The 23,836-nt window shown below is 42.7% G+C and carries 28 protein-coding genes and 2 pseudogenes; 21 read left to right on the top strand and 9 right to left on the bottom strand.

Annotation, left to right across the window (positions count from 1 at the left end; all coding sequences use genetic code 11):
• The 12 genes from V7L05_RS22190 to V7L05_RS22135 form a co-directional block, all read left to right on the top strand.
• A partial coding sequence (locus V7L05_RS22190; protein ID WP_335167168.1) for an AAA family ATPase occupies positions 1–1,569 on the top strand: 1,569 nt, incomplete at its 5' end.
• A gap of 23 nt (positions 1,570–1,592) precedes the next feature.
• Entirely contained in the window at positions 1,593–2,051 is a 459-nt protein-coding gene (locus V7L05_RS22185) for a hypothetical protein (protein WP_335167166.1), read from the top strand.
• A gap of 64 nt (positions 2,052–2,115) precedes the next feature.
• On the top strand, positions 2,116–2,682 hold the full coding sequence (locus V7L05_RS22180; protein WP_335167164.1) for a WGR domain-containing protein: 567 nt from the start codon (positions 2,116–2,118) through the stop codon (positions 2,680–2,682).
• A 71-nt stretch (positions 2,683–2,753) separates the two neighbouring features.
• A complete protein-coding gene (locus V7L05_RS22175) occupies positions 2,754–3,023 on the top strand; it encodes a hypothetical protein (protein ID WP_292794104.1) in 270 nt (89 codons plus the stop codon).
• Positions 3,024–3,331: 308 nt separating this feature from the next.
• Positions 3,332–3,676 carry a hypothetical protein gene (locus V7L05_RS22170; protein WP_335167162.1) on the top strand — a complete coding sequence of 115 codons (345 nt, stop codon included), beginning with the start codon at positions 3,332–3,334 and terminating at the stop codon, positions 3,674–3,676.
• An 843-nt stretch (positions 3,677–4,519) separates the two neighbouring features.
• Positions 4,520–4,822, top strand: a complete 303-nt coding sequence (locus V7L05_RS22165; protein WP_335167160.1) for a hypothetical protein — start codon at positions 4,520–4,522, stop codon at positions 4,820–4,822.
• Positions 4,823–5,401, top strand: coding sequence for a hypothetical protein (locus V7L05_RS22160; protein ID WP_335167158.1), 579 nt, complete (start codon positions 4,823–4,825; stop codon positions 5,399–5,401).
• Positions 5,402–5,424: 23 nt separating this feature from the next.
• Positions 5,425–5,688: a hypothetical protein gene (locus V7L05_RS22155; RefSeq protein WP_335167156.1), complete on the top strand. Its 264-nt coding sequence runs from the start codon at positions 5,425–5,427 to the stop codon at positions 5,686–5,688.
• A 625-nt stretch (positions 5,689–6,313) separates the two neighbouring features.
• On the top strand, positions 6,314–6,724 hold the full coding sequence (locus tag V7L05_RS22150; protein WP_335167154.1) for a hypothetical protein: 411 nt from the start codon (positions 6,314–6,316) through the stop codon (positions 6,722–6,724).
• Entirely contained in the window at positions 6,724–7,428 is a 705-nt protein-coding gene (locus V7L05_RS22145; protein WP_335167153.1) for a hypothetical protein, read from the top strand. The genes V7L05_RS22150 and V7L05_RS22145 overlap by 1 nt, the downstream gene beginning before the upstream one ends.
• 67 nt (positions 7,429–7,495) lie before the next feature.
• On the top strand, positions 7,496–9,409 hold the full coding sequence (locus V7L05_RS22140; RefSeq protein WP_335167151.1) for a hypothetical protein: 1,914 nt from the start codon (positions 7,496–7,498) through the stop codon (positions 9,407–9,409).
• Positions 9,410–9,519: 110 nt separating this feature from the next.
• Complete coding sequence (locus V7L05_RS22135) at positions 9,520–9,924, top strand: hypothetical protein (protein ID WP_335167150.1); 405 nt, start codon at positions 9,520–9,522, stop codon at positions 9,922–9,924.
• 254 nt (positions 9,925–10,178) lie between these two features.
• On the opposite strand, the gene V7L05_RS22130 is transcribed toward V7L05_RS22135, so the two are convergent.
• Both V7L05_RS22130 and V7L05_RS22125 read right to left on the bottom strand, forming a co-directional pair.
• On the bottom strand, positions 10,179–11,039 hold the full coding sequence (locus V7L05_RS22130; protein WP_335167148.1) for an SDR family oxidoreductase: 861 nt from the start codon (positions 11,037–11,039) through the stop codon (positions 10,179–10,181).
• A 54-nt stretch (positions 11,040–11,093) separates the two neighbouring features.
• Entirely contained in the window at positions 11,094–11,984 is an 891-nt protein-coding gene (locus tag V7L05_RS22125) for an NmrA/HSCARG family protein (RefSeq protein ID WP_335167146.1), read from the bottom strand.
• 131 nt (positions 11,985–12,115) lie between these two features.
• Here V7L05_RS22125 and V7L05_RS22120 point away from each other — a divergent pair, with 131 nt between their 5' ends.
• The gene (locus tag V7L05_RS22120) at positions 12,116–13,033 is read left to right on the top strand and encodes a LysR family transcriptional regulator (RefSeq protein WP_335167145.1); all 918 of its coding nucleotides are present in this window, start codon (positions 12,116–12,118) and stop codon (positions 13,031–13,033) included.
• Between the two features lie 284 nt (positions 13,034–13,317).
• Here the strand turns inward: V7L05_RS22120 and V7L05_RS22115 are convergent, their stop codons facing one another.
• Together V7L05_RS22115 and V7L05_RS22110 are read right to left on the bottom strand one after the other, a co-directional pair.
• Positions 13,318–13,524: a toxin-antitoxin system TumE family protein gene (locus V7L05_RS22115; protein WP_335167143.1), complete on the bottom strand. Its 207-nt coding sequence runs from the start codon at positions 13,522–13,524 to the stop codon at positions 13,318–13,320.
• A gap of 132 nt (positions 13,525–13,656) precedes the next feature.
• Positions 13,657–14,889: an AIPR family protein gene (locus V7L05_RS22110; RefSeq protein ID WP_335167141.1), complete on the bottom strand. Its 1,233-nt coding sequence runs from the start codon at positions 14,887–14,889 to the stop codon at positions 13,657–13,659.
• Positions 14,890–15,076: 187 nt separating this feature from the next.
• Here V7L05_RS22110 and V7L05_RS22105 point away from each other — a divergent pair.
• Positions 15,077–15,712: pseudogene (locus V7L05_RS22105) on the top strand (SpoIID/LytB domain-containing protein); the annotation flags it as partial.
• 13 nt (positions 15,713–15,725) lie between these two features.
• Here V7L05_RS22105 and V7L05_RS22100 read toward each other — a convergent pair.
• Entirely contained in the window at positions 15,726–16,847 is a 1,122-nt protein-coding gene (locus V7L05_RS22100; RefSeq protein WP_335167171.1) for an IS630 family transposase, read from the bottom strand.
• Between the two features lie 54 nt (positions 16,848–16,901).
• On the opposite strand from V7L05_RS22100, the pseudogene V7L05_RS22095 reads away from it, so the two are divergent.
• Positions 16,902–17,414 (top strand): annotated as a pseudogene (locus tag V7L05_RS22095) (SpoIID/LytB domain-containing protein); the annotation flags it as partial.
• Here V7L05_RS22095 and V7L05_RS22090 read toward each other — a convergent pair.
• Positions 17,407–17,739, bottom strand: a complete 333-nt coding sequence (locus tag V7L05_RS22090) for a serine hydrolase (protein WP_335167140.1) — start codon at positions 17,737–17,739, stop codon at positions 17,407–17,409. The pseudogene V7L05_RS22095 and the gene V7L05_RS22090 sit on opposite strands and share 8 nt — an antisense overlap.
• A 78-nt stretch (positions 17,740–17,817) precedes the next feature.
• On the opposite strand from V7L05_RS22090, the gene V7L05_RS22085 reads away from it, so the two are divergent.
• Positions 17,818–19,065 (top strand): hypothetical protein, encoded by a 1,248-nt coding sequence (locus V7L05_RS22085; protein ID WP_335167139.1) that lies wholly within the window; start codon positions 17,818–17,820, stop codon positions 19,063–19,065.
• Positions 19,066–19,286: 221 nt separating this feature from the next.
• Here V7L05_RS22085 and zwf read toward each other — a convergent pair whose 3' ends face one another.
• The 3 genes from zwf to V7L05_RS22070 form a co-directional block, all read right to left on the bottom strand.
• Complete coding sequence (zwf, locus tag V7L05_RS22080; protein ID WP_335167137.1) at positions 19,287–20,669, bottom strand: glucose-6-phosphate dehydrogenase; 1,383 nt, start codon at positions 20,667–20,669, stop codon at positions 19,287–19,289.
• 183 nt (positions 20,670–20,852) lie between these two features.
• Positions 20,853–20,996 (bottom strand): hypothetical protein, encoded by a 144-nt coding sequence (locus V7L05_RS22075; RefSeq protein ID WP_335167135.1) that lies wholly within the window; start codon positions 20,994–20,996, stop codon positions 20,853–20,855.
• A 79-nt stretch (positions 20,997–21,075) separates the two neighbouring features.
• On the bottom strand, positions 21,076–21,234 hold the full coding sequence (locus V7L05_RS22070) for a hypothetical protein (protein WP_335167133.1): 159 nt from the start codon (positions 21,232–21,234) through the stop codon (positions 21,076–21,078).
• A 135-nt stretch (positions 21,235–21,369) separates the two neighbouring features.
• Between V7L05_RS22070 and V7L05_RS22065 the strand changes: the two genes are divergently transcribed.
• From V7L05_RS22065 to V7L05_RS22045, 5 genes are all read left to right on the top strand, one after another.
• Positions 21,370–21,663 (top strand): hypothetical protein, encoded by a 294-nt coding sequence (locus V7L05_RS22065; protein WP_335167131.1) that lies wholly within the window; start codon positions 21,370–21,372, stop codon positions 21,661–21,663.
• 17 nt (positions 21,664–21,680) lie between these two features.
• The gene (locus V7L05_RS22060; protein ID WP_335167130.1) at positions 21,681–21,848 is read left to right on the top strand and encodes a hypothetical protein; all 168 of its coding nucleotides are present in this window, start codon (positions 21,681–21,683) and stop codon (positions 21,846–21,848) included.
• A 217-nt stretch (positions 21,849–22,065) separates the two neighbouring features.
• Positions 22,066–23,115 (top strand): J domain-containing protein, encoded by a 1,050-nt coding sequence (locus tag V7L05_RS22055; protein ID WP_335167128.1) that lies wholly within the window; start codon positions 22,066–22,068, stop codon positions 23,113–23,115.
• A gap of 54 nt (positions 23,116–23,169) precedes the next feature.
• Positions 23,170–23,328: a hypothetical protein gene (locus tag V7L05_RS22050; RefSeq protein ID WP_335167126.1), complete on the top strand. Its 159-nt coding sequence runs from the start codon at positions 23,170–23,172 to the stop codon at positions 23,326–23,328.
• Between the two features lie 184 nt (positions 23,329–23,512).
• Positions 23,513–23,836 (top strand): hypothetical protein (locus V7L05_RS22045; RefSeq protein WP_335167125.1); only part of this gene is annotated, 324 nt, incomplete at its 3' end.

Raw genomic sequence — 23,836 nt, 5'->3', positions numbered from 1 at the left:
CTTGATGTCCTGTCGCCCGATGAAGCGACGATTATTCAGTGGCTGACAACTGAAGCTAAAGACAAACTCAATAGTCCGGTATTCTTCTGGAATTTGGGAGTATCCAGCCTGGAGCAATGCTTGATTGCATCTGATGGTGGGCTGCTGTTTAAGCCAGTATCAGAATACAAAAGACCACCCCACGCTGATCCAATACTCTTCGTTTTCGACTACATCAATAACTTTGATGGTGCTGGCGTGTTTATTCTGGGAGACATACACCCCTTTGTTGGCAAGAATTCCCCACAGATGAGTTGGGAAATCTTGACCAGAGTGAAAAACCTTTACCACCGACTCAAACCTACAGAAAAAAGGATCGTGCTGCTGGGTCAAAACATCGAACTACACGATTCTTTGGTAAGGCTCATCCCCTACTGTGAAGTGCCACTACCGAACATTGGCCAAATTCAAGACCACTTCGAGTCGTATCTAGTTTTTCTTGAAGAATCTGCTACTGAGCAGGATGTCACATTTCGAGTGTCCCTGAGTTATGAAGAAAAAGAAACCTTTGCACGGGCAGCGCTGGGACTGACGTTAGAGGAAGTCAGCGATTTTTTGCGGCTAACTGTCAAAGAGCGTCTGAGCCGCAGTGGTATCTTGATTGATAGCACAGTCACACCAATGATTGTCGAGTACAAAACCCGACTGTTGGCTCAAATGGGCATTGAGTTGGGCAAACCAGCGACTATTCCATTCGGTGGACTGGATTTACTGCGCGAGTGGTTGACTCGGCGGCGGCGACTATTCACCCAAGAGGCGCGATCGCTCCATCTGCCACAACCCAAAGGCGTATTATTGGCTGGTCCGCCCGGAACAGGTAAGTCGATTTGCGCCAAAAACATTGCTAGCATTCTCAATTTACCACTGCTGCAACTAGATATTGCGTCTCTCCTTGGCAGTCTGGTTGGTGAATCTGAAGGGAATGTTCGCCGTGCTTTGAAAACAGCCGAAGCGATCGCACCTTGTGTCTTATGGGTTGATGAGATAGAAAAAGCACTTTCCGGTAGCGGCGATACAACGGGTGTTTCCCAGCGCATTCTGGGAAATCTGCTCACATTTATGAGTGAGTGTACGGCAGGTGTATTTGTTGTAGCTACCTGCAATGACCCGTCAGCATTGCCCAGTGAACTGAAACGGAAAGGCAGATTTGATGAAAATTTCTTTGTTGACTTACCTACTGAACCGGAGCGTTGCCAAATCCTCAAGATTCATTTGGAGCGTTTTGGCATTGTAGTGGAGTCCGAGTATTTGGAGGCGATCGCTGCTAATACCGCGAAGTTTTCCGGCGCAGAATTAGAAACCCTAGCAGCAGAAGCGGCACTACTGGCTTTTGACGAAGGACGACCGCAGCAGGTAACGCTGGGTGATTTAGAGAATTGTCGTCAAACCATTACCCCGCTTGCTGTTCAGGATGCTCAGGCAGTGGAGCGAATGCAAGCTTGGTCTAAGACTGCGAGGGCTGCCTCTAGTCCTGTCATCGGGGCGAAACAAGCGTCTTTGCGTACTGCCAAGTTTCGCAACATGAATTGATAAAGTCCGCGATTTCTCCTGTTGTGTTCAAGAGAAATCGCATTGCTCAAAAGAGACAATTGCTACGCCAAAAAGAGAGTGAATTGGCTTGGATTGACAATGATATTTCTAATTTCAAGGTAAATCAAATGGCAAATACAGACTTGGTAACTTATTACGGTCAAACCGAAAAAATCGACCAGTTAGTTGAAAAACATGGTGCATATTTAGAACAACTGGACAGAAAAACGAAACTCTTGCTACGTACAACTTTGTCGCAATATGTTTTTATGCAACAAATATGTACTCCTGATAACTATTTGGTTACAGAAGCTTTGAAAGATGGAGAATTTGAGAGATTCCTGTGTGATGGTATTCCAGAAGTGTTAATAAATCTCTGTTCTGAGCTAAATGGACTAACTGTTGACGATGCTGAAACAATAAAAGATGCTTTGCAACATCAATTACGTTGGGGTAATGCCCGATTATTGACGATTCAATAACTAATTACAGGTGAATATCTAAAAATTAGATATTCACCTGTTCACTAATTCCAGCATGAAAACTATGGAAACATATCTTGTTTTTGTTGACGCTGTTAACAACAGCAACAAGTTCTGGAGCGCAAAAGCTGAAGGCAGCAACTTAATAGTCCAATGGGGACGTGTTGGTTATCAGGCACAAACCAAAGTCCACACATTAGGAAGTTATCAAAGAGCGGTTGCTAAATTTCACAATCTGGTAGCCGAAAAAAAATCTAAGGGCTACAGAGAAAGTCAGCCACAAATGGATGGCGATGGCTCCGCCCGCCTTCGGCATCGCAGTATTTCAGATATCAGACGAGCGATACAACTATTAAACGCTATACGCCTAGCTGTTGCAAACAGGAACTTTGGTGATAACTACATACTTGCCCTTAACGAGTATTTGAAAATTGTCCCAACACCATTGGGAATGCAGATTGATCCTTACAGGGTGTACCAAACAGTTGTAGATGTTGACTATCAACAAGAACTACTCAATTCTTTGCTGGTGAATGAACCTGTAGCTGTTCAGATCAAAGAATCGCCGAAATCTGAACCGAAAACTGTCAGCATCAAGGCTATCAGCAAGAGTTTCTGGCGGCATTTGTAATTTGAGAAGCGTCACTTTGTAAGAGATCCTAAAAAACTACACTTCATTTTGAAATATTGTTTGGTTAAATTATGGAAATCAAGACTATTGCTGTAACTTACACACGTAAGTTCAATTTAGGCGACTACGAATCTTTAGAGTTAACTTGCTCACTATGGGGACAAATTGACCCAAAAGAAGAAGATGCACAAGGGACGACACAATTTCTATTTCAACAAGCAAAGGATTCAGTTAAGTCAGCTGCAATCCCAGTAATTAAAGCTTCTACTCATCAAATGAATAAAGCCAAAGCATACAAGCACTCTGCAACAAATCAATTTGACGAACTGGATAAATTCTAATAACTGAAATTCACCTTTTAAATCCAAAAATACTTTAGTCAAGCATTAATACTGCTTGGCTATTTTTTTTCAGCCATCGCTTTGCCCCCTACAAACCACAACAGGAAAGACATCATGCCTAAAAAAGCTAACCCAGTCCCAAAAGACCATTCTCAGCTATGCCTTCAGTACCTCCGTCGTTGCGGTGGTAGCACTCGATTATGCACTATAAACTTTAGTCTGGGTGTCATACAAACGTTGGTAGATCGAAAGTTGGTAAAAATTACGAATACAGGTGCAGGATTTTTCGTGGAGTTGGACGAAGTGAAATGAAAACCCATAAAGTAACTCACCAATCATCTTTGCCTTCAAACACTCGTAATAAATTAGTTCTTCGTCGGACTCGAAAAAGATTTAACCCCAGGATTTTTATCGACCGCACCATAGAAACAACTGCAATCGCCTCTCTGCTTTTAACTGGGTTTTTAGGAGTTGGAGCAATGGGATGTTGGGGAATGGAGATTATCGAGACAAATGCTAATCCCAACATAATCATCTCTGGTTGGGAGCAACAGAAAAATATTTGCCTGGGTGCAATGTTGGTTAGTTTTTCCGTCTTCTTAGGCAGTTCTTTGGTCGGAGCTAGTTTCAGTATTCAACGAGATAAATTTTAGGGGATAAACAACGATGGAAATCAAGTTAACTACATCAGAGATTCGGACTATCTTGCAAGGGTGTCAATATACATTGCGGCTTGTTGGGAATAGTAAGGATTATCGCAGGCTTCAATCGTCCGAGTACTTTTCTACATCAAATGATGTGGTGTTAAACGATGCGTTCAATGTTTTAGGAGAAATAGTGAGCGCAATTGATGAGGTGGAGCAGATGACCTAGCCCCGTTGGGGCGGGGTGTAGGGTGTGGTGGGGTGCAGGAGAAGAGATAGGCCCAACAACCCGCATCGTCACCAGCCCCGTTCAATGCTGTATCCCCAACACCCAACACCCAACACCCTACCCCCCACACCCTTCTTGTTGACCGAACAGCAAACAGGAAAAGTCTAGAAATCAAGCAGAGATTTTTCAACACCAGAGGGCTATTCCCACCACAGGCAAACCCTACACTAGGAGCGATCGCAGTATGGTACAAAACATTGGTATTAAACCAATGCATCCAAGAGAATTCAAAATAATTCACAATGCATCTATATACCTGATGCATAGGCTTAGTGATTATCCTGAACAAACAATAAGTCATTGGTTAGCTGACGAAAGTAGTACAAGGTATCAACAGCCAAAACCACACGTACTTAATCATTTTGGAGCTATCCATAAATTATTATCAGGTACTTAGCGTCAGCCTGACGCTAAGTCATCAGAAAAACCCTACTCACCAGCCGGTAGGGTTTTTATTATTAGTATTAGCAGTACCGGAATTCAATCGGAACTCAACCGGAATTCAATCGGAATTCAATCGGAACTCAGTCGGAACTCAGTCGGAACTCTAGGAGCCGAAACCATTGCTAATTCAGGGAAGCTGTGTAGTTGAACAATTGTTAACGCGAGAGGAGGCAGCCCGAAAATTGCAGCCATCAGTTGGAATTAGACAGTTCCAAAAGTATTTAGACTTAGCTTCTTTATACTTGCCAGAATTTGAAGATTTTCGGGACGAAGATAATGGAGGGCTAAACGGACGAGCGAAGTTGACAAACTGGCACTTACCTGTACTTCAAAGAATTAGAAGTTACGTTTTGGTCAAGGGTTCTTTGAAGAAGGTGGCAATTGAATTAAAGAATCACCCCGAAAAGTTTTTAGGAGCGTAAATGATGATTGTTAAAGAATTCGCACAAGCTCTCAACAAAGTACCAGGAAAGATAGTTGATGAGCTGCGCCGTCAATATCCAGAGCAAAAATGGACGGTCGATTCACTAGTTCCAGACGAGATTTTAGCTAGATTTCAAGATATTACCAATAGTGAGAGATTACAGTCTCAACAATCACCTATAGCAGATGTACCCGAAGCCACAATCACCAAAGCTGACGAAGCAATTCAACAAGCCTCATACAAGTTAACTGCGGCTGATAAAGAGACTATTTCTGGTGCTATAGCCGTTCAAAATGAGCAATCTAAGATTTTGGGTGCATCGACTGGTGTCACAGGAGCTTTGTTGTTCATGGAATCCTTGATTGGAGCCAAAGGGACAGTGTTGGATGCCTTTGCTGAACAATCCATGTTGGAAGTTGATAACCAGATTACCGAGATAGATCAGAGTTTGATTAATTTGGCAGAAGAAGCCTCAACAAGGCTGGGGAAGTCGATTCAAAAAAAAGAACAACTCAAAGCGCGACTCAATTTGTTGCGGGAGAGAGTTTCTTCAATGGGGACACAGATCCGATTTTAGAAGCTTATAAAACAGTAGCGGCATTGTTACAAATCCAAAATGAAACTGTTGCTACTGTTGCCGAAATCCGATTGCTTCAAGAACTATTAACTCATCAAAGGAAAAATCAGGTTATGGATATTCTCAGTACCGGATTGTTTGCTACTTCAGTTGTTGGCGCTTTAGGTGGCAGTGCATATCTCGTTGGTAGCATTGTCGTTACTGGATTAATTGGCAGTGGGATGTTCATACCGTTGGGATTACTTGTTGGTGCAGGATTGACTTTTCTGGGACGGGCATCAAGATGACAAGGAAAAGGTTGTGGGGTGTAGGGTGTAGGGTGTAGAAAAGAAATAAAAAACTGTCAATTCTTGGTTATTGCCCAGTTTCAAAAAATATTAGGTTTGAAACGTGGATTCCTACACCCTACACCCTATCCCCTACACCCTCTGAGAGTGATGAGCAGTAGTGTTTCATCCAACTGTTTCACGAAACTGTTTCGCGAAACTGTTTCATGAAACGTTTCAACGGTTTCATCAATGTTTCAGGGCGTGAAACACCATGAAACAGCATTCTCCCAGCGTGAAACATGAAACGTGAAACATGAAACACCAGACAATTCCTTGCTCGAAAGCCATTATGAGCGGGATTGTTTCATCAAACTGTTTCACAGCACTGTTTCATGAAACAGTTTCAACGGTTTCATCAATGTTTCAGGTCGTGAAACAGCGTGAAACAGCATTCCCCCGCGTGAAACGTGAAACATGAAACACGAAACAACAGTCCATTCCTTGCTCGAAAGGCGTTATGAAGGGTAGTGTTTCACAGCACTGTTTCACGAAACTATTTCAACGGTTTCATCAATGTTTCAGACTCGTGAAACAGCATGAAACAAAAATTTGTACTAAGAACGCGCTATAGCACAGCAGTCTCATGTATAAGAAACAACTGTACTTAGCTTTGGCTGGTGTTGGCATCTGCATGTTGCCTGTAATCATCCCCTTAGTACCCAAGTTGGGGGCTTATGCAGAGCTTCAACGGCTAAAAGCCTCAGAAGAATTAGAACGTTCCCGCATAGAAGAACGGGCTAAAACCAGTGATGCCTTGTATGAGGCGGGAGTGATGCCCACAAGTCGCAAGTTGAGAATTACCAATTACTTTGATAGCGCTAAACGCAATCCCAGACCAGACACAACCCTTTATCAAGATGATGAGATTATTGATGTTTTTGATGCGACGGGCAGGTGTATTGGACGAATTGAAGAAGGAATTTGGAAGTGGAAGCACAAAGCTAAAGGGATTTGTAAAAGCGTTCAAAATATCAAACAAACTAGGAGGAAGTAATGACTAATGGTGCAAGTAACAGCGCTGGCAATAGCGATGATAAACCTAAAGGTAAGAAGCGATCGCTTGGTGAAATCATTGATTTTTGTGCCAAGGCTGTAGTAATGATTGTCGGCTTACCCATTCGGGCCGCAGCTGCTATCGTCAATCAGTTTGTTGCTAATGGAGGTGCAGGTCGTGCATTAGTTGGCGGGATTTTATTTATCGGCGGTTCCATGATTAGTGCTGATTCAACTTGGCAACTAATCTTTACTGGGCCCCCTGTTTTTGCTTGGTTTGAGCCGACTTGGAATTGGCTAAATGTGCCGTTTGCACTGTTCAACCCTCTCTTTTACCTGGCATTCATAATCTCTATAGGTGTTCAAGTGATCGAAGCCCACGCCTTACGCGGTAAAAACCCCGATTCAGCGAGGCGGGAGCTTCAAGACCACATGGTTTATGAGCTTGAAACCAAGCCTAGTGGCAAGATTGACTTGGTAGGCCAACTCTGGGCGGATTACAAAACCGCAGGTATACGCGATCGCTCTAGCGCTGGGCTAGTTGTAATTGCGGTTTGGGTGTTCGATATTATCACCACCTTTGCAGCTCGTAACCCATTTGAGTTTACAGCCCCATTCATGATTTTGGGCTGTATCTTATTTAACATCGGCACAATGATGGCGGGTGAAATTGGGTTCGCCATCTGGCGGTTGACAAAGGATTAGAACGGAAACCGCCCAAGAAACCAATAACTGTAAAAAAGGGCGGCAACGTTTCCCAAGGGAGGCATTTATGCAAAGTAACAATATCCCGAAAATTACAACTAAAGAAACTGAACATTTACGCGAATCATATCCTAGCTTGTCTCACTTGGAAGCCGGAAATATTGCCCAATGGCTGCAAGAGAGAAAAGATGGATTATTTGAAATGGCACGGGCATCTGAGAACGAAGCAGACATGACCCGTGTACTTGGTTTGTTAGCTTCTGGGATCGGAGCGGTTTGTTATGCGGTCAACCCACTGGCACTAGTTGGTGGTTTAATTGGCGGTGCTGCGTGGTTATGGTTTGTTGTCGAACATTCCAACAGAACCAAGGAGATTGCCCCCTTGCCTTTTGTGCGTGGCAATTTTGTAGACGCTCTAGCTCGTGCTGGGGATTATGATGCTAGGAGCAATTATCAAGGGGATCATCTTGCCAATACCGTTAAATTCCTAGAGCGACAATCAGCAGAAGAGTACGCTTTTCTTCATGCTGAGTTTGAAAATATTGGCCAGTATTTGACGCAAGTTGAGCCAGGAAAACGTTTTTATGCTTATCGCTGGATGTTTGGCTGGTTTGGCAAGCTCAAGGGTCGTCAGTTACCCACTTATGAAAGCATGGCTCTCCATTTACAGGATGTGACAATTGACAGCCGGCTGAATCGGTCGGAGATAAGTGCCATCGCACAAGCTCAAATCCAGTTACCACCGACCGTAGATATTAAGCAATTTCAATCACCACAGGTAGATATTGGGCAGACGAACCAAGCTGCGGAGCTTTCTAGACCGGAGGAGTTACAGTCATCAGCAGATGGGCTTGTACCAGACACTATAATTAATCTCCCTCTAATTAATAGGGCAAACGCACTCATCGCTGCTTTAACGAAAAGTGGTTTTCAAGTAGAAGATATGATGAGTTCTCAAGTGATAGCGATCGCTGGTACTCAACGAGGTGGCAAGGGAACCTTAGCAGCAATCTTGGCAACATTATCAACAGCACTTGACCCCGGATTGAACACCCAATACTTTACAGCCGGAGTGGACGTTTACCCCTTCGCTTGCAACTTAACCTCTGCCCTTAAGTACCCGGATATTGATGCGGATGGGGCTGATCAACTCGTCGCTCGTGATTTATTGAAATTTCTTAAGGGTTTAGATGGAAGCGAACCTTACTCCCATAAAAACTTACTGCTAGTAATTGATGAAGCCATGCGGTTGCTGTCATTGTTAGAGGAGAGCGATCGCACCTGGGCGATTCAATATTTACTTTCTCGCTTCGCTAAGTCTGGTGGTACATTAATTATCGTCTTACATGGTTCTAACCTGACAAGCGTGGTCGGTAAAGCTACGGCTGGGTTGGCAGATACCTTTAAGCAATCGGTTAACTTTATTGGCTGTGTAGCTCAAGCGGTTAGCGCTGGTGGTCTACGCAAAATGAATGTTGCTAGTGGAGAATATTTCAAAGCCAACCCTAACAACTTTGGAGAACCCGTTAGCGGTGGCAATCTGGGCATGATTCCCGAATGGCTAAAGACCCATTTGCACCCAGGCAATGGGCAACCAGATCCAGCAAGAACATTACTTCAATTCTTTCCAGAATTAGTTCAAGAGCATGAAAGGGCAGTCATACCCAGAGGAGAGAAGATTGCACCATCAGATGCAGTTAATCATCTGGAGTCCATTTTTTCAAAGCCTTATCAAGAACTGGAATTTCTGGAAGTAGAAGAGATTAATATTTCTAAGGCTGATTTAGAACAGATTGTGGCAATTGTTGCGGCTACTGCTAGTCCTCCAACTTCTTTTGCCGCTATCAGAAACAGCCGCAAGTGGGGCGAAGATAAAAAGAGTGTTCTTTACTTGAGGAATGCCTTGTCACAATTGATTGACAGTAACCGATTGTGCGGAAATGAAAAAGATGGTTTCAGCGTAATTAATGCTAACCAGTAAACCAGTAACTAAGCCATAGTTACCGTTGAGTTCCTGCTGAGTTCTGGTCGAGTTCCACTCAAGTTCCGGTATTCTTACATCTCCAAGTACGGATGATAAATAGAGGCTTTTTGTCTCTTCAGCAAGATTTAATTTTTTCTAAATATTTTCTAGAATGTGGAAGCATGGAAAGTTTAAAAATGAGCGATAAATTAACCACAGCCTTACAAAAACTAGCTATCAGTCCAGTTAAGGCAGACAGGCTGGCTATTTGTAGATTGGAAAAAGAGTACGGCGCTTCTTTATCAAAAATCGTTAGTGAACTCGAAGATTATGCCATAGTCCATCAATCCATATCAGACGAAAGGGCTAAACCCAAAAATCAGTTGATTATCCTTTGCTGCTATGGCTGTCTTTGGGGTGCAGTTATTGGAATTGCAACGTTGTTTATCAGGCCCAGCGTTACTGTAGCGGCGATTGGGTTGGGTTTTACGGCTGGGGTGTCTGGGAAATTGCTGGTTCAAAAAGGGGAATAAGTTGAAGTAGTTGAAGATTGATTTTAATTGTTTAGCTGAACTCTTAGATTCATTGGAGTAAAGATGTCTTAGTCGAAATCTATTTCTCTTGATGTTGCTAATAAAATTTTTGACATAATTGGAGTTTCTTTTGAGCAGAACGAATTAGAAGGCGGTGACATCGCTAAGGGACTTCCAGAAAATAAAATATACAGCCCAGCAAGAGTTAAACTCCAGTGATTAGCTCTGCCACTCAAACTTCGATTGAGTAGCCGTCACGCCACTTTGCGATTTACAAGTTCTTGAAAGTACTGCGGTAGCGATCGCGGCTCTCGTCCAAGCAGTGTTCGCAGCACGATCGCGTTCCCGCCAGGAAAACCATACTGATCATAGTCTTGGTACATCACCCGCAGGTGATTGTGTAGCCCGTCCGGGATATGTGCGCCTTGTGCCCACTCATCGAAGGAAGATTCACCCGCCTCAATCGTGCGCCCGATCGCCTCGCCCATCATCACCGCAAGTTCTACGCGGTTGACCATGCCCGGAGCGCATAGCTCAAACGTTCCGTAGCTTAACTCGTTACTCGTTAACGCCTTTGCTGCGACTGCCGCCACGTCGCGGTAGTCCACATAGCAAGCTTTTGCTAGCTTGGAGTAGGGCAGCGAGAATCGTCCTTGCTTAATCACCGTATCCCAGCCCGCCGCAAAGTTCTGCATAAACATAGACGGTTGCAGCACGGTGAACTCCATACCCGACTCGTACATTGCCTCTTCCACCGGACGCTTGGCAGCATGATTGCTCAGTTTGGAGAGCGACGGGTGATAAACACCAGAGAATACAAATTTCCGCACACCAGAGGCTTTAGCAGCTTTGACCATCGCCACACCCAACTCCGCTTCGTTGGGAGCGAAGGCAGGGTTAATATGAAAAACGCTGTCCACACCAGCAGCAGCAGCACGGAGACTATCCGGGTTTTGGAGGTTGCCGATCGCCGTCTCGTCTGCGCCTTGCTGGCGCGCCGCTTCAATTTTGCTCTCGTCACGCACTAGGGCGCGGACTGTGGCACCGCGCTGCTTCAGTTCGGGCACGACAAGGCTGGCGTACTTACCTGTTGCTCCTACGACCAATGCTTTCATCGTTTTCTCCTGATTGTTCTGATACTCGTTGTGAACTTTCTGCTAATCTTTTGACTAGTCATCGGATGCGCTTTCGGCGGATTTTGCCCAGCCGTGATCTCGCAAGTAGGATTCAAAATCGGTTGGTTGAGGAAAATCGCGTTTCAACCCCGCCAAATCTGCGATATAGCCGACATTTTCAAACCAGCGATACATGATGGTCACTTCCTCTCCAGCTTGCTGCTCAAATGCTTCAAATGGAATTTGTTGGTATGCGACGTTCTTTCCTAAAACGCGGCTAAACGCGGCAGCAATTTCTGTCATAGTCATCTCCACACTGGCGACTTCGATTTCGCGGTTTATGAAGTCTGCGGGACGCTCGAATACCTCGGCAACCATTGCCCCGTAATCTTCCTCGGACAACTGCTGCAATTTTGTATCGGGACTCAGTGGCTGGAACAGCGTTCCATTTTCCACCATTGATCGCATCCCGTTGTAATTGTAAAAGAAGAACACCGGACGCAGAATCGTATAGGGCAAACCTATCGCTCGGACATGTTCTTCGACTTGAAACTTGCTGTTGAAATGTGGAATACCAGTGTTGCGGTCGGCGCTTCCTACCGAACTGTAGACAAAATGCTCAATGCCAGCCGTTTTCACCGCGTCAGCGAGTGCCTGACCATGACGAATTTCAACCTCCGCTCCTTCTCGGAAGTCCTGCATCGAAAAAATGCCGTGAACGCCTTGCACAGCGCGATCAAGTGAAGCCCGATCGTTGAAATCTCCCTGGACGAGTTCTGCACCTGCTTGTTGAAGCGCTTGAGCCGCAGGCTTATTTTGATCGCGAACCATCGCGCGAACCTTGAATTTTCCGCGTTGGAGAAGATGACGTGCGATCGCACCGCCCTGATTGCCCGTGCCTCCGGTGACTAAAATAAGTTGCTCTGGGTTTGTTTGCTGTGCCATACGTGTTTTCTCACAGTTGTTTATGGATTTAAAGTTTCAATCTATCTAAACAGTAACTTGTACAAGAAAAGAGAAAAAGTAGTTAAACTTCAAAACACTTGTGCAAAAAATTCAAAGATGCGGTGGCTTCAATGGACAAGCTTAAAAGCCTGATGATTTTTATGCGCTCCGCCCAGTGTGGCAGCTTTTCAGAGGCAGCAAGACAGTTGGGCATGGCTCCGTCAGCCGTGAGTCGAGCCGTATTGCGCTTAGAAGATAACTTGGGGGTGCGCTTGCTTGGGCGAACAACACGTAGTTTGACACTGACCGAAGATGGCAATCGGTTTTATCAACACTGTCAGCAAATTTTGAACGATTTAGAAGAAGCCGAACTCGAAGTTAAACAATCGCAGTCCCTGCCGATCGGAACATTGCGGCTTGATCTGAGCTTTGCGTTTGGCAAACTGCATATCGCCCCGGCTCTCCTGCAATTTACCGCACAATACCCTGACCTCAAGCTGAATGTTTCGTTTAACGATCGCTTGATTGATCTAGTTGAGGAAGGTATTGATGCAACAGTGCGGATTGGACTCAACAGCGATAGCAGTTTAATCATGCACCACCTAGCAACTGCACGTTATATCACCTGTGCCTCGCCGCAGTATCTCGCTCAGAAGGGTATGCCCACAACGCTCACAGAGCTATCGCAACATCGCTGTGTCAACTTTATCTATCCGCAAAACCGACAAGAACCGACCTGGAAGTTTGAACAAGATGGCAAAGCAATTGACCTTGCTGTGGACAGTTATCTGCGATTTGATAATTCAGAAGTCATTTTAGAGGCAGTTATTCAAGGTGCGGGTGTGGTTCAACTGCCTAAATTTATTGCCGCAAATGCGATCGCGCGAGGCGACCTTCAACCGATTCTTCAATCCTACGCGACTCAAGTTGGACTCCCGATCGCCGTGTTATATCCCCAGAAACGCTATCTCTTAGTTAAAGTGCGCGTCTTTGTTGAATTCATGACAGAATTGGTGACTGCCCTAAAGCGAACTGATGTGGTCGATTAAAACCTTTAACTCGCTCAATTGCCCGAAATCTCATGCCATTGACGTCAGCAATTCCAAATTCAAAAATTTCGGATGAGTCAGTGACTGAGGATAGAAGCGAGTCCTAGAGCATGAAGTCAATCAAATGCTGCCACAGGGCAAACAGCAAATACTTGGTGAGGCTAAGGATATCTTGAAATCATGTGTATTCGGGGAGTCTTGGATTGCCGGTGGCAACCCTTGTCCTCTCCCATTATAATGATTATCATTTCTCTTAACTGTATATTTTATTTCTTGGAAGTCCCTTATCCTTCACTTTTAATATTCGAGTTTTTACTAATAATGATTATCGTGTAGGGGATGGGAGGAGGGAAAGTAGTCAGATTTAATTTTCGGTGATGTTCAGTATTGTCATAACGAAAAATTAGATTATTCTCTGAATTCATATATTGATAGCTATACATTTTTCTATCAAAGGATATTTCAACATAAACAAACTTTCGATTCCACAAGTTAGTCCATCACTTAAAACAGTTATCAGTTATCAGTTAAAACCCAAGGACTTTACGACTTGACTGATAACTGTTTACTATTAAAAGCCATCGCTCATCCAAAACGAATCTCTCAATAGAAACCTTCTACTATTATTTCTTACCTGCTTGCAGACGTCCTTTTGTCCCTAGTGTCAAATTCGATTCTGATTCTGACTTACTGGAGTTGACCATTTTCATCAAGTGCTGATTTAGATAACTTTGCGCCGAAATATACAGACTTTCCCAAATCTCTTGATTCCGACTGATTTTTGTACCGACTGTATTTCCTGCTGTTTTCTCCGATACCAAGTATTTGCGGAAGTAGTTAGTCCACAGATGTTGCAGAAAATCTTCAGCGAATTCGTCAAAAGGAATAATCCATTTATAGTCTTCGTTTAGAAATACGCGATAGGATGCAATTATTGGTAATGCTAGGTCAGTTGGCGCACCAAACCCAAATGAATACTTACTGTCAGGCAACAACGTAGTTTTACGTATATCAATTGATGCTAAGTCGTTCATACCCTTTCTTCTGGGGTTGCTGATATGATCTTGAACGATTTCGTATAGTCTTTGCTCTATCCACAAAGCTTGAGATAGCAGAGGCAAAAGTGCAGTTAATCTTTCCCTTTCCGTGTCTGTAATGTTAGATGGGGGACTCATACCTGCTGGGTGTTTGGTTCGTTTATTGCCGTCGGGGTTGTATCTATTTCTATCGAGGCAGTTAATCAACTTCACCAAATGGTTGACATTACACTGAGCGTTTCTGGGAGCGCCGCTTTGATTCTGGTAATAGGCAATGCGGAATTTTCTATCTTCTGCTCTTTCTAAGGAAACTAAGTATTGCTTGAGAAATTTGTAATCACCCCTGGCGTTGACTTTGGAGCGAGAATCTACTGGCGTTGTGGTGTTGGAGGCCAGGGCTATATCCTTAGCCTCGTCTTCCGAGAGTCCGATGTGGATGGTAACTTTTACTCTGGCTTGGGTTAAATTGTAGTTGTAATTTTTAGCTTGCTCAAACCCTAAGACTGTGTGTCCACCGTTGATAATGCCATCGCTGCCCCCCTCCGAGGCTTCTAATATCTCCAGTTCGAGTGAGGTTTTACTTGGTTTAACTTTATTGGCTGACAGGACGATTCCGCTGTGACGGGAGAAGAATTTTTCGGGTTGAGTAGTCAGTGAGTCGAAGACTTGTCTGTAGGTCGCGCTTTTACGGTTTGGTTCCCTGATGTTAGGTTCTAGGGGTAGGTCTGTGGGGAAGCTGTCTACATGGGCGGTGGCGATGATGCAATTGGGGTTGGCTTGAAAATAGTTATCTATCTTTATGTTCCAAGTCTTGGGCATAGTTTGTTTTTAGCCGAGTGTCAAATTTCATGTTAACCCTACTATTGGGCTACAAATACCGGATTTATCTGGAGGGACGAATAAAATATATATGAGATTGCCCAAGAAGAGTACATCAAATATACGCAAACCACGGTATTAGGGATAACATTGTATAAAAATTGAAAACTCTTTTTAAATGCATTACATGAAATCCCAATTGTTATTAAAAGCTTTATTTTCACAGATAAAAGTAGGTCATTGGTGGGTAAGTGCCTTATTGTGGATGAGTTTAGCTACCCCAAGTGAAGCATCTGTAATACTGCGAATAGCAATTGAGAGGGGAGTTAATCAGGTAATAGTTGGCAGTTCTACAACTGCGTTAGTCAAAGATAGTACTGGTCATACTGTGGGAAAATTACCAGCAATGAGTTCATTTTATGCCCAAGCTATTCCAGGCGGTGTAGCTTTAGATAAATGGCAGTCTGGTCTATTTTGGATTGAACCCACAGGTAAGGGATTCGTTTACATTGGCGAACATTGGTATCGAGGCAGAACTCTCGTTATCCCAACAGGCAAAGGACTAACCGCCGTTAACTGGGTTGATGACCAAGAGTATCTCTACAGTGTTGTTGGTGGCGAAATGGATACTGAGTGGCCTGCTGAAGCTTTGAAAGCACAAGCAGTTGCCGCCCGGACTTTTGCTTTCTATGAGCGAGAAAAACAGCGCAATAATCCTGTTTACGATTTAGGTGATAGTCCAGATCACTGGCAAAATTATAAAGGAGTAATCAATGAAACTCCTAGTACTTATACCGCCGTCGATGCTACTGATAAACAGGTAAGCTAATCGGCATTTAAACTGCAACATAATCACTATTACCTTTATTTTTTATCTTTCGATGCCACTTAATCACTAATTCCCCCTGATTCAATAGCTTATCGAGTAAAGATTTCAACTGATCAACTGATTGGAATAGACGATGAGCAATGTATTCCTTACATGAATACCACACTAATTCGAGGATGTTGTAGTCAGGACTATATGCGGGTAAAAACTCTAATACAAAGTTAGGGAGTTGTTGAGCAATTTTAGCGAGAATATCTTTACGTTTATGAAAACTAGCATTATCTAAAATTAAAATGATCTTGGGTCCGCTCTCGTGAAAATTTTCGGCGCGATTTCCCTGACTTATCCACTCTTCTTTAATTATTTTATTTAGTTGCTGTAACTGTTCATAAAAGATATCTCCCTCACCTTTTTTAATAAAAAAACATACCCGTTTCCGATCTCCTTCCCGAATTCCTCCCATGACATTAACCCGTCCACGTCGCCGTTGTCCTGTAAGATTTTTGCGCCGTCCTCGCTTACCCCAATTTTTGCGCCGAATTACGCGTAAACTGAAACCACTCTCGTCCCAAAACCATACCTGTATTCGCTCTGGGTGAACTCTAGCTATCGCTAAATATTGGGCAAGTTTTTCTTGAAACTCTGCTCTAATTATGGGATTTTGTTTATCCTCTAAGTCATACTTAGCCCAGATGTAACTATACTTTTTTTGCTTTAATATCCTCCTAACTTGAGAGCTACTTAAATCAATCCCTGTTTGCTCTGTTAAATATGTGGCTAATCTCTCTGCTGTCCATCTACCAAATTCATACCCAAAATCTGATGGCTCTTGATCAACTGTTTTCAATAACAGTTGAATATACTCATGAGTTGCTTTTCGATAATGCTTGTATTCTCTTTTATTATGTAAAGTTTCTAGATTATCTGGATCTCCGTGCATACACCAATATGCTACTGTTCTAGGTGAACAACCTAAAAATTTAGAAATTTCTTGTTGTGTCCTGCCATTGTTTTGGAGCAGAATAATTAGAATTCTTTCTCTGACGTGCGGTAGTTCGCTCTCTTTTAGAGCTTGCTGTAACTGAGTAACTTGTTCCGAAGTTAAAAAGTTTTTGGCTGGTGGTGGCATATTTACTTTCAATCGGCTCTGCATTTATATTATGCAGCTTAAATGCCGATTAGCTTACTAACTTATAAAGACAGTATTATTCTCTCAGTTTTTCATGATTGTTCTGGAGGACATACTGAAAATGTTGAAGATGTTTGGGGAAGCCATGAGCCTTACCTGCGTGCTGTTGAAGATTACGATCAAAATGTTAGCGAGTGCAAATGGGTGAAAACTTTCTCCCAAAAAGAAATTAGCGCCAGGATTTCTGGTGTCGGCAATGTTTTAGATATGATTGCACAAACCTACTCACCTTTTGGTAGTGTTAAAGCCTTAAAAATCGTTGGTGATAAAGCAACCATTGTACTGCGTGGCGAAAAAGTACGTACAGTACTCAAAATTAAAAGTACCCACTTTATCCTTACCAAAGCAGCAAATGGTAGTTTTGTACTTCTTGGACTTGGCTTTGGTCATGCTTTAGGCATGAGTCAATGGGGCGCATACAATTTAGCTAAAAGAGGAGTAAACTATCTGCAAATTTTAGGGCATTATTATCAAGGTGTAGCTTTAAGTACAATCAACCCTAAGTAAGATGAAAATAATATTTCTGGGATAATTTTGGTTGATCTAGATACTGATAAACTATCCGCGAAACTTGGCGTACAAATTTCACAACTCGCTCATCATCATGGGGTCTAATCACAAAAATTTCTGCCAAGTAATGCTTTCCATTTGGCAAACTAATAATTCCTGCATCCCCAACCAAAAATCCAATATCTCCAGTTTTATGAGCAATAGTTCCACCTTTACCCACACCAGCTGCCGGAAATACTTTTTCGCCATCAATATTCAAATAATTTCCTGTTTCTATATCTAAGAAAAACATTCCCGGTTTGAGAAAACTGTAATGGCTCAAAGTTAGTAACTCTCTTGAAGGCGATCGCCCCTTTCCTCTTGTATTGACTCACCCAAATTCAACCAAGAAATATCACTTATGTCGAATTCATCAAATATCACCAGTAACTCTATTCCTGACAAACTAGAGTCAGGCAAGAATAGAGAGCAAATTTTCCAAGAATTTCTCGTACTTGCTAATAGTCCAGATGCGACTGCTGACAACCCAGCATTATTGTATAAAGGTGTGCAGAATTCGCCCTATGAACCAGACATTAATAATTACCCAATTCGCCTGAAATACCTACAAAATCCGGCAGAATTGCTCTTTCGACCTTATCCCCAACTTGGAGAATTACCTCAAATTTCATCTCAGGGGTTAGAATTTATACATCCAGATATTCGAGAGGCTTGTATCTGTGTTGGTCGTTTATCCGATGGTAAGATAAAGGCACACTGGATGGGAAGAAACGCTCTGAATAAAAATCAATTTTGGAGTGGAACAAAAATTATCCCGTTACTGAATATTGTTTCTCAATTAAATACGAAATTTCCTGATGTAGATATTGATAATTGCGCGATTGTGGATTCAGAAAATCCCCAAAAAACTGTATCTTTTTTTAACGCAGCGAATGATATAGTTAGTTATCAAAACAAAATAGCTAGTTCCAACGCCTTAGCTGCTATGTGTAAACGATTTGAAACTTGGGAGGGCTTAGAATTATGGGTAAAAAAAATCACCGGAAATCAAGATTTAGTTTTCCGTGGACGTTACGGTGAACTACCTTATATTAATCAGCCAAGATTGTATGATTTAAAAACAGAAAATGTCCTGCTCAAAGCTGCTCCAGAAACTACTATTGGAGACAATCTTGTAACCGCCTACGATTTGGTGAGGTTTATCTCCATGTTAGGCTGGCATCACCATCTATCCCCAGAATCTCGATTACCTGGAGCGCAGTGGAATAGTCTAGAAGCTCTTGTCAGAGCGATGGGTTCAGATGCCTGTCGTTACATTGATCAAGCCATCCTAGCGTTGGGTTTGGAAAAAGTTGTTACATCTCCCACAATTATCTCAAAATTAGGTGATGGGTTCAGTGATTCTCGGCAAAGTACTGAAATAGTTTATGTCGCACTGGTACAATTTTTGGATGAATGTCCCAAGGCTCATAATCATCCACCTGTGCTAAGAACTATCAGCATGACTTTACGGGGAGTGAAATCATTTCAGGAAACCGATCCTGATAAAATTGATTCCGCAAAAAAACGGGATGCAATTGAGCTAGATGCTAGAATGGCAGCCGAAGTTACTGAAATTATGCGCCGAGCGATCACAGAAGAACTATAGACGAATGACAGGTTTACTGATATAGTCCTGCTAACCGACCAGAGTGATGCCTAGATCCCTGGCTGGTAAAACAACATAACTCACCAGTCCATATAAGCCGAGTAAACCAACTGACGTTCCAAAAATATACCAAAACCAATGTCGACGTTTTGGGCGTGTGTCACTATTTGAGTTAGAGGCTTATTGCATTTGAATCCGGCGAGCTATATTGACTTTTTTAATTAATCATCTCTAGCTAATGGGTTGTACCACTGATCCCTTGGCAAAAGTAGTTGATCTGACTCAGGTGGGCCCCATGTATTTGGCTCATACTCATAAATGGGTGTGACGTTATCGAGAATTGGCTGGACAATCCGCCATTCCTCTTCTACGGTATCTTCTCGTACAAACAAGGTGGGATCGCCCCGCATGGCATCACCCAATAGACGTTCATAGGGTTCCATCTCGTCGCCACCTCCGTAAAAGGCTAGGAGTTCAACCGTTGAGCCGATCATATCTTCTCCAGGGATTTTAGTGCGAGCGCCCAATCCCACAATTACCTCTGGATCTAGTAAAAAACGAACATAATTACCGTTTTCTTGTCTTCCCTCCTGGAACACATTTAAAGGTGGACACTTGAACTTGACCATCACCTCAGTAGTTTTTACAGGCAATTTCTTCCCAGCCCGAATGTAGATGGGAACTCCTGACCACCGCCACGTATTAATAAATAACCGCACGGCAACAAAAGTTTCTACTTGGGAGTCAGAAGAAACACCTTCTTCGTTACGGTAATTACAAAATTGACCGCGAATAATCTCATCGGGTTGCACTTCCCCTATAGCTTTGAGAATACGCTCTTTTTCATCCCGGATGGAATCGGCAGCCGTACTGGCGGGAGCATCCATACACACTGAAGCCAATATTTGCAGCATGTGGTTTTCCACCACATCCCGAATTGCGCCAGTTTCCTCATAGAAGCGCCCCCTTCCTTGAATGCCAAAGTCCTCTGCCATCACAATCTGGATGCTTTCAACATAGTTGCGATTCCAGATGGGTTCGAGAAAAGAGTTGGCAAACCGAAAATAGAGTAAATTCAGCAGTGGTTCTTTGCCCAGGTAATGGTCGATGCGATAGATGGATGATTCGGGAAAAACTGATGCCAGAATTTGATTTAACTCCCGTGCTGATTTCAAATCCCGTCCAAATGGTTTTTCAATTACTACCCGCGCATTTTTAGCACAGCCTGATTCGCCCAATCCTGACACTACTTGTGCAAACAAGCTCGGTGGAATTGCCAAATAGTAGAGGGGATGAGTAGCATCACCAAGCGCTTGACGTAATTTTTCGTAAGTTTCTGGTTTGTTGTAGTCACCAGCAACGTACTGGAGTAGACCAGAAAGTTTCTCAAATGCGTCTTGATCTACACCACCATGATGTTCTAAGCTATCACGTGCCCTTTCCCTAAGTTGATCCGTTGTCCAAGATCGTCCGGCAACCCCAATCACTGGGACATTGAGATTGCCCCGTCGTACCATTGCTTGAAGGCTGGGGAAGATTTTCTTGTAGGCCAAGTCACCTGTTGCCCCAAAAAATACCAGTGCGTCTGAATCAGGAGTTCCCATAACTAACCTCTTTAAGAATTAGCTTTTTCATCATGCCCGCCAAACTGATAGCGTATGGCTGACAAAAGTTTTTCGGCAAAGTCTGCTTCCCCACCCGAGTTAAAACGAGCAAATAGCGCTTAAAGAAGTCGGAAGTCGGAAGTCGGAAGTCGGAAGTCGGAAGTACAGTTTTGTAACGGGGATTTAGACCGCGCCACAAAACTTAAAGCCGTCGTAGAACGACGGGGCTTTAGACCCAAATTTCTGGTAACTTTTCACCGGAGTTGGCACAGATTCGTCAATTGCTGCGATCGCACGAAGGGCATCCTTCGTCAGAATCTGATACACGACCACCAAACTCTTCTAAATTGAGGCTTGTCAATTGCTGCGATCGCTGTCAAATCCAATTAGCTTTGAAGCAATTACACTACCCTGCCGCCAGAATCAATGGAACATCTGCCAAATTAAAGTCATACTGATAATACTCTGGATTTCGTAATGGTGTGCTTTCGGCATCGATCTCGTGCTGATTATTGCCCACGTTGGCGTGGTGAAGAATATTCAGCCCCTCTGCATAGGCCGCCATGACAAATAATCTTTACCATAATTTATTGTGTCGAAAGCTTTAACTCCTATTTTGAAATGATTCTGGCATCACTTTAAGGGTTTGCAGTTGTGATTGCTTCTAACTATTGGAGTAATAATCTCTTGGGTATGGACATTGTTAAGGAATTACCTCGGTACACCAACGATTGATGAGCGTTGCGGCGTGATCCTGGAGTTTGAATACGCTTGCCCTGATAAATTTGCTCAATTGGTGACAAATGCGCCGCAATGGACGAATATTCACCGTGAGGAACGTCCCCAGGTAAAAGCAGAATGTTTGCGACTGCTGACGACGTTAAAGTTATCGCCAGCACGTATGCAATTGATTTCGGGCTTTGTGGATATGTATTTGCGGCTCGACGAGACTGAGAAACAGGTCTTTCAAGTGGCAATCAGTACAATGGATTAGATGAGCAGGAGGAAATTATGGAGATTGTAACTAGTTGGCAACAAGAAGGCGCTCAAAAAGCAAAAGAAGAGATTGCACTGAACTTACTGCGCGAGGGTCTAGCTATTGAAGTAATTACACGGGTAACAGGTTTAACAGTGGAACAAGTGCAGCAGTTACAGGCAACACTGTCAAGAGAAAATTAATCTCAGTAGATATTCATGTATAGGACTTATATTTGATTTCTGAACAAAACTCCGTACACTTTCATTTCTTCTTCCCTGTTCCCTGTCCCCTCGCTATCGCGCAAGCGCTTCGCTCACGGGAGCAAGTAATTTCTCAGGAATCAAATCGGATTGCTATATCATCATTGAAGTGTCAATTGTTGTTAGAGTTTTTTCCCTTGATAATCTTAAATCTTCTATGCCTCGAAAAACCCCACCTTCATCCCACTCGACTGTTACAACTCCACTGGCTCTCTCTCAATTACATATACGCTTACAGTCTCTAGAAAAATCACACCAATCACTACTCAAGCAGATTAAGAGAAAACGGACAGAACTGAATAACTTTGTTGAACAGACGCGAATTTTCGCCACAGAAATTTTTCATCAAGCTAGTCCCAGCTTTCAAAAGATGGCTGAGTTAGACCAAGATATTCATGCTCTATTTGATGAAATCTTTACTACTAGAAAGTTTGGTAAACAAACTCTAAAAAACATAGAAGCAGTTTATCTTAACCTCCAGTTGACAGGAATCATTAGTCTCAAACCAAATGGCAAAGAATTTTCAACAGAGCTAGACGAATCGTTTGACAACTCCGAACCCGAATCAGATTTTTCCAGGGAAACTGCTGAAAGTCGCTATCAACATTGGCAAGCACAAGAATCTGTAGAATCTCTGTCTGTAACTAGAACAGAAGATAAAAGAAAAATTCGTGAAACATTTCTGAGGTTAGCTGAAATCTTCCACCCTGACAAGGTAAAAGACAGCGAGACACAGACATATAATACAGAAATCATGAAATCAATCAATCAAGCCTACCAAGAAGGCGATTTGGCAAGACTTCTCGAAATTGAGCTACTTCACCAAGTGGGAGAAATTATTGATCATAATAGCGAAGATGATTTAACTCGTAAATGTCGAACTATAGAACAGCAAAATCAAATTCTTCTCACTCAATATGAAAATTTGAAACGGGAACTGCGTTTAGCAAAAAATACTCCAGAAGGAACGATGGTTTCTGATTCTCGCAAAGCTGCTAAAAAAGGCATTGACTCTATGGCTATTATGGTAGAAACAATAGAAAATCAAATTGACGTTGTTTCTCAGATTCGGGATTTTGTCAAAGACTTTAAAGAACAGAAGATCACTATCAAAGAATTTCTTGGTGGACCACCAACTCTGCACTCCCTAGACGAGGAAATTATGTCAGATATTCTTGAGCAGATGTTGTCAGAATTAATGAGATAGTAGTTTATTTTTCTGAATAATCAGAGTTGGCAGTGAATAAAGACGTATTAACTAATGGATTTATTTGACCAGCATCTTACAAAAATAACCGAAGAAGAAGCACCACTGGCGGCTCGGATGCGTCCACGGACTAAAAGTTTATTTACTCGTTACTTACTCAACCAATCCGTTAATTGGTCAAGCACTGTGGCATTTTTAAATATTAGCACATGAATCTTTTTTGACTCACAAATCACAGTCATTTATAGTTATGATTGAAATGGTGCAATTGCTATTAGATACGTCCTGTTAAAAACAGATAACTGAAACCGAGATGATGTTTCTTGATTGACTGACTGACTGACTTTGAGCTTTATTTGTGAATGCTCTGCTCAAATTAAAATAATTTTAGATAACTATGCCAATTAAAAAACGCATTGAGCTTAGTCCGGGATCTTTTCTTAATTCCGCAGATAAAAAGATACTTGTCAATTTAGCTACTGAAGACATTTTAACTTTAATCACCCAAGAATTAAAAACTCGTTACTCTCCAGAAACTCAAAAACTCTTACTTGAGGAAAGTTCCCAGTTATTACCTAATTTCGTGCTACAAGAATTATTAAAGCGCCAAGAGCAGGTAGTAAACGTTAACCCCGATACCTTAATAGTGGTTAACTGTCAAATAGCAGAGACAGAAGCCGATGATTTGGGATTTGATTTAAATGTCGAAGCATATTTTGTA

Origin of the sequence: Nostoc sp. (genome assembly GCF_036917755.1) — a bacterium.
GTDB lineage: Bacteria > Cyanobacteriota > Cyanobacteriia > Cyanobacteriales > Nostocaceae > Nostoc.
The sequence above is the reverse complement of the archived record's forward strand: the minus strand, read 5'-3'. Positions and strand labels throughout refer to the sequence as shown.

Excerpts from the sequence above, each read along its gene's own strand:
- V7L05_RS22180 (WP_335167164.1), top strand. The coding sequence starts at position 2,116 with ATGGAAACATATCTTGTTTTTGTTGACGCTGTTAACAACAGCAACAAG.
- V7L05_RS22175 (WP_292794104.1), top strand. The coding sequence starts at position 2,754 with ATGGAAATCAAGACTATTGCTGTAACTTACACACGTAAGTTCAATTTA.
- V7L05_RS22170 (WP_335167162.1), top strand. The coding sequence starts at position 3,332 with ATGAAAACCCATAAAGTAACTCACCAATCATCTTTGCCTTCAAACACT.
- V7L05_RS22160 (WP_335167158.1), top strand. The coding sequence starts at position 4,823 with ATGATGATTGTTAAAGAATTCGCACAAGCTCTCAACAAAGTACCAGGA.
- V7L05_RS22150 (WP_335167154.1), top strand. The coding sequence starts at position 6,314 with ATGTATAAGAAACAACTGTACTTAGCTTTGGCTGGTGTTGGCATCTGC.
- V7L05_RS22145 (WP_335167153.1), top strand. The coding sequence starts at position 6,724 with ATGACTAATGGTGCAAGTAACAGCGCTGGCAATAGCGATGATAAACCT.
- V7L05_RS22140 (WP_335167151.1), top strand. The coding sequence starts at position 7,496 with ATGCAAAGTAACAATATCCCGAAAATTACAACTAAAGAAACTGAACAT.
- V7L05_RS22130 (WP_335167148.1), bottom strand. The coding sequence starts at position 11,039 with ATGAAAGCATTGGTCGTAGGAGCAACAGGTAAGTACGCCAGCCTTGTC.
- V7L05_RS22125 (WP_335167146.1), bottom strand. The coding sequence starts at position 11,984 with ATGGCACAGCAAACAAACCCAGAGCAACTTATTTTAGTCACCGGAGGC.
- V7L05_RS22120 (WP_335167145.1), top strand. The coding sequence starts at position 12,116 with ATGGACAAGCTTAAAAGCCTGATGATTTTTATGCGCTCCGCCCAGTGT.
- V7L05_RS22110 (WP_335167141.1), bottom strand. The coding sequence starts at position 14,889 with ATGCCCAAGACTTGGAACATAAAGATAGATAACTATTTTCAAGCCAAC.
- V7L05_RS22100 (WP_335167171.1), bottom strand. The coding sequence starts at position 16,847 with ATGCCACCACCAGCCAAAAACTTTTTAACTTCGGAACAAGTTACTCAG.
- V7L05_RS22085 (WP_335167139.1), top strand. The coding sequence starts at position 17,818 with ATGTCGAATTCATCAAATATCACCAGTAACTCTATTCCTGACAAACTA.
- zwf (WP_335167137.1), bottom strand. The coding sequence starts at position 20,669 with ATGGGAACTCCTGATTCAGACGCACTGGTATTTTTTGGGGCAACAGGT.
- V7L05_RS22070 (WP_335167133.1), bottom strand. The coding sequence starts at position 21,234 with ATGGCGGCCTATGCAGAGGGGCTGAATATTCTTCACCACGCCAACGTG.
- V7L05_RS22060 (WP_335167130.1), top strand. The coding sequence starts at position 21,681 with ATGGAGATTGTAACTAGTTGGCAACAAGAAGGCGCTCAAAAAGCAAAA.
- V7L05_RS22055 (WP_335167128.1), top strand. The coding sequence starts at position 22,066 with ATGCCTCGAAAAACCCCACCTTCATCCCACTCGACTGTTACAACTCCA.
- V7L05_RS22050 (WP_335167126.1), top strand. The coding sequence starts at position 23,170 with ATGGATTTATTTGACCAGCATCTTACAAAAATAACCGAAGAAGAAGCA.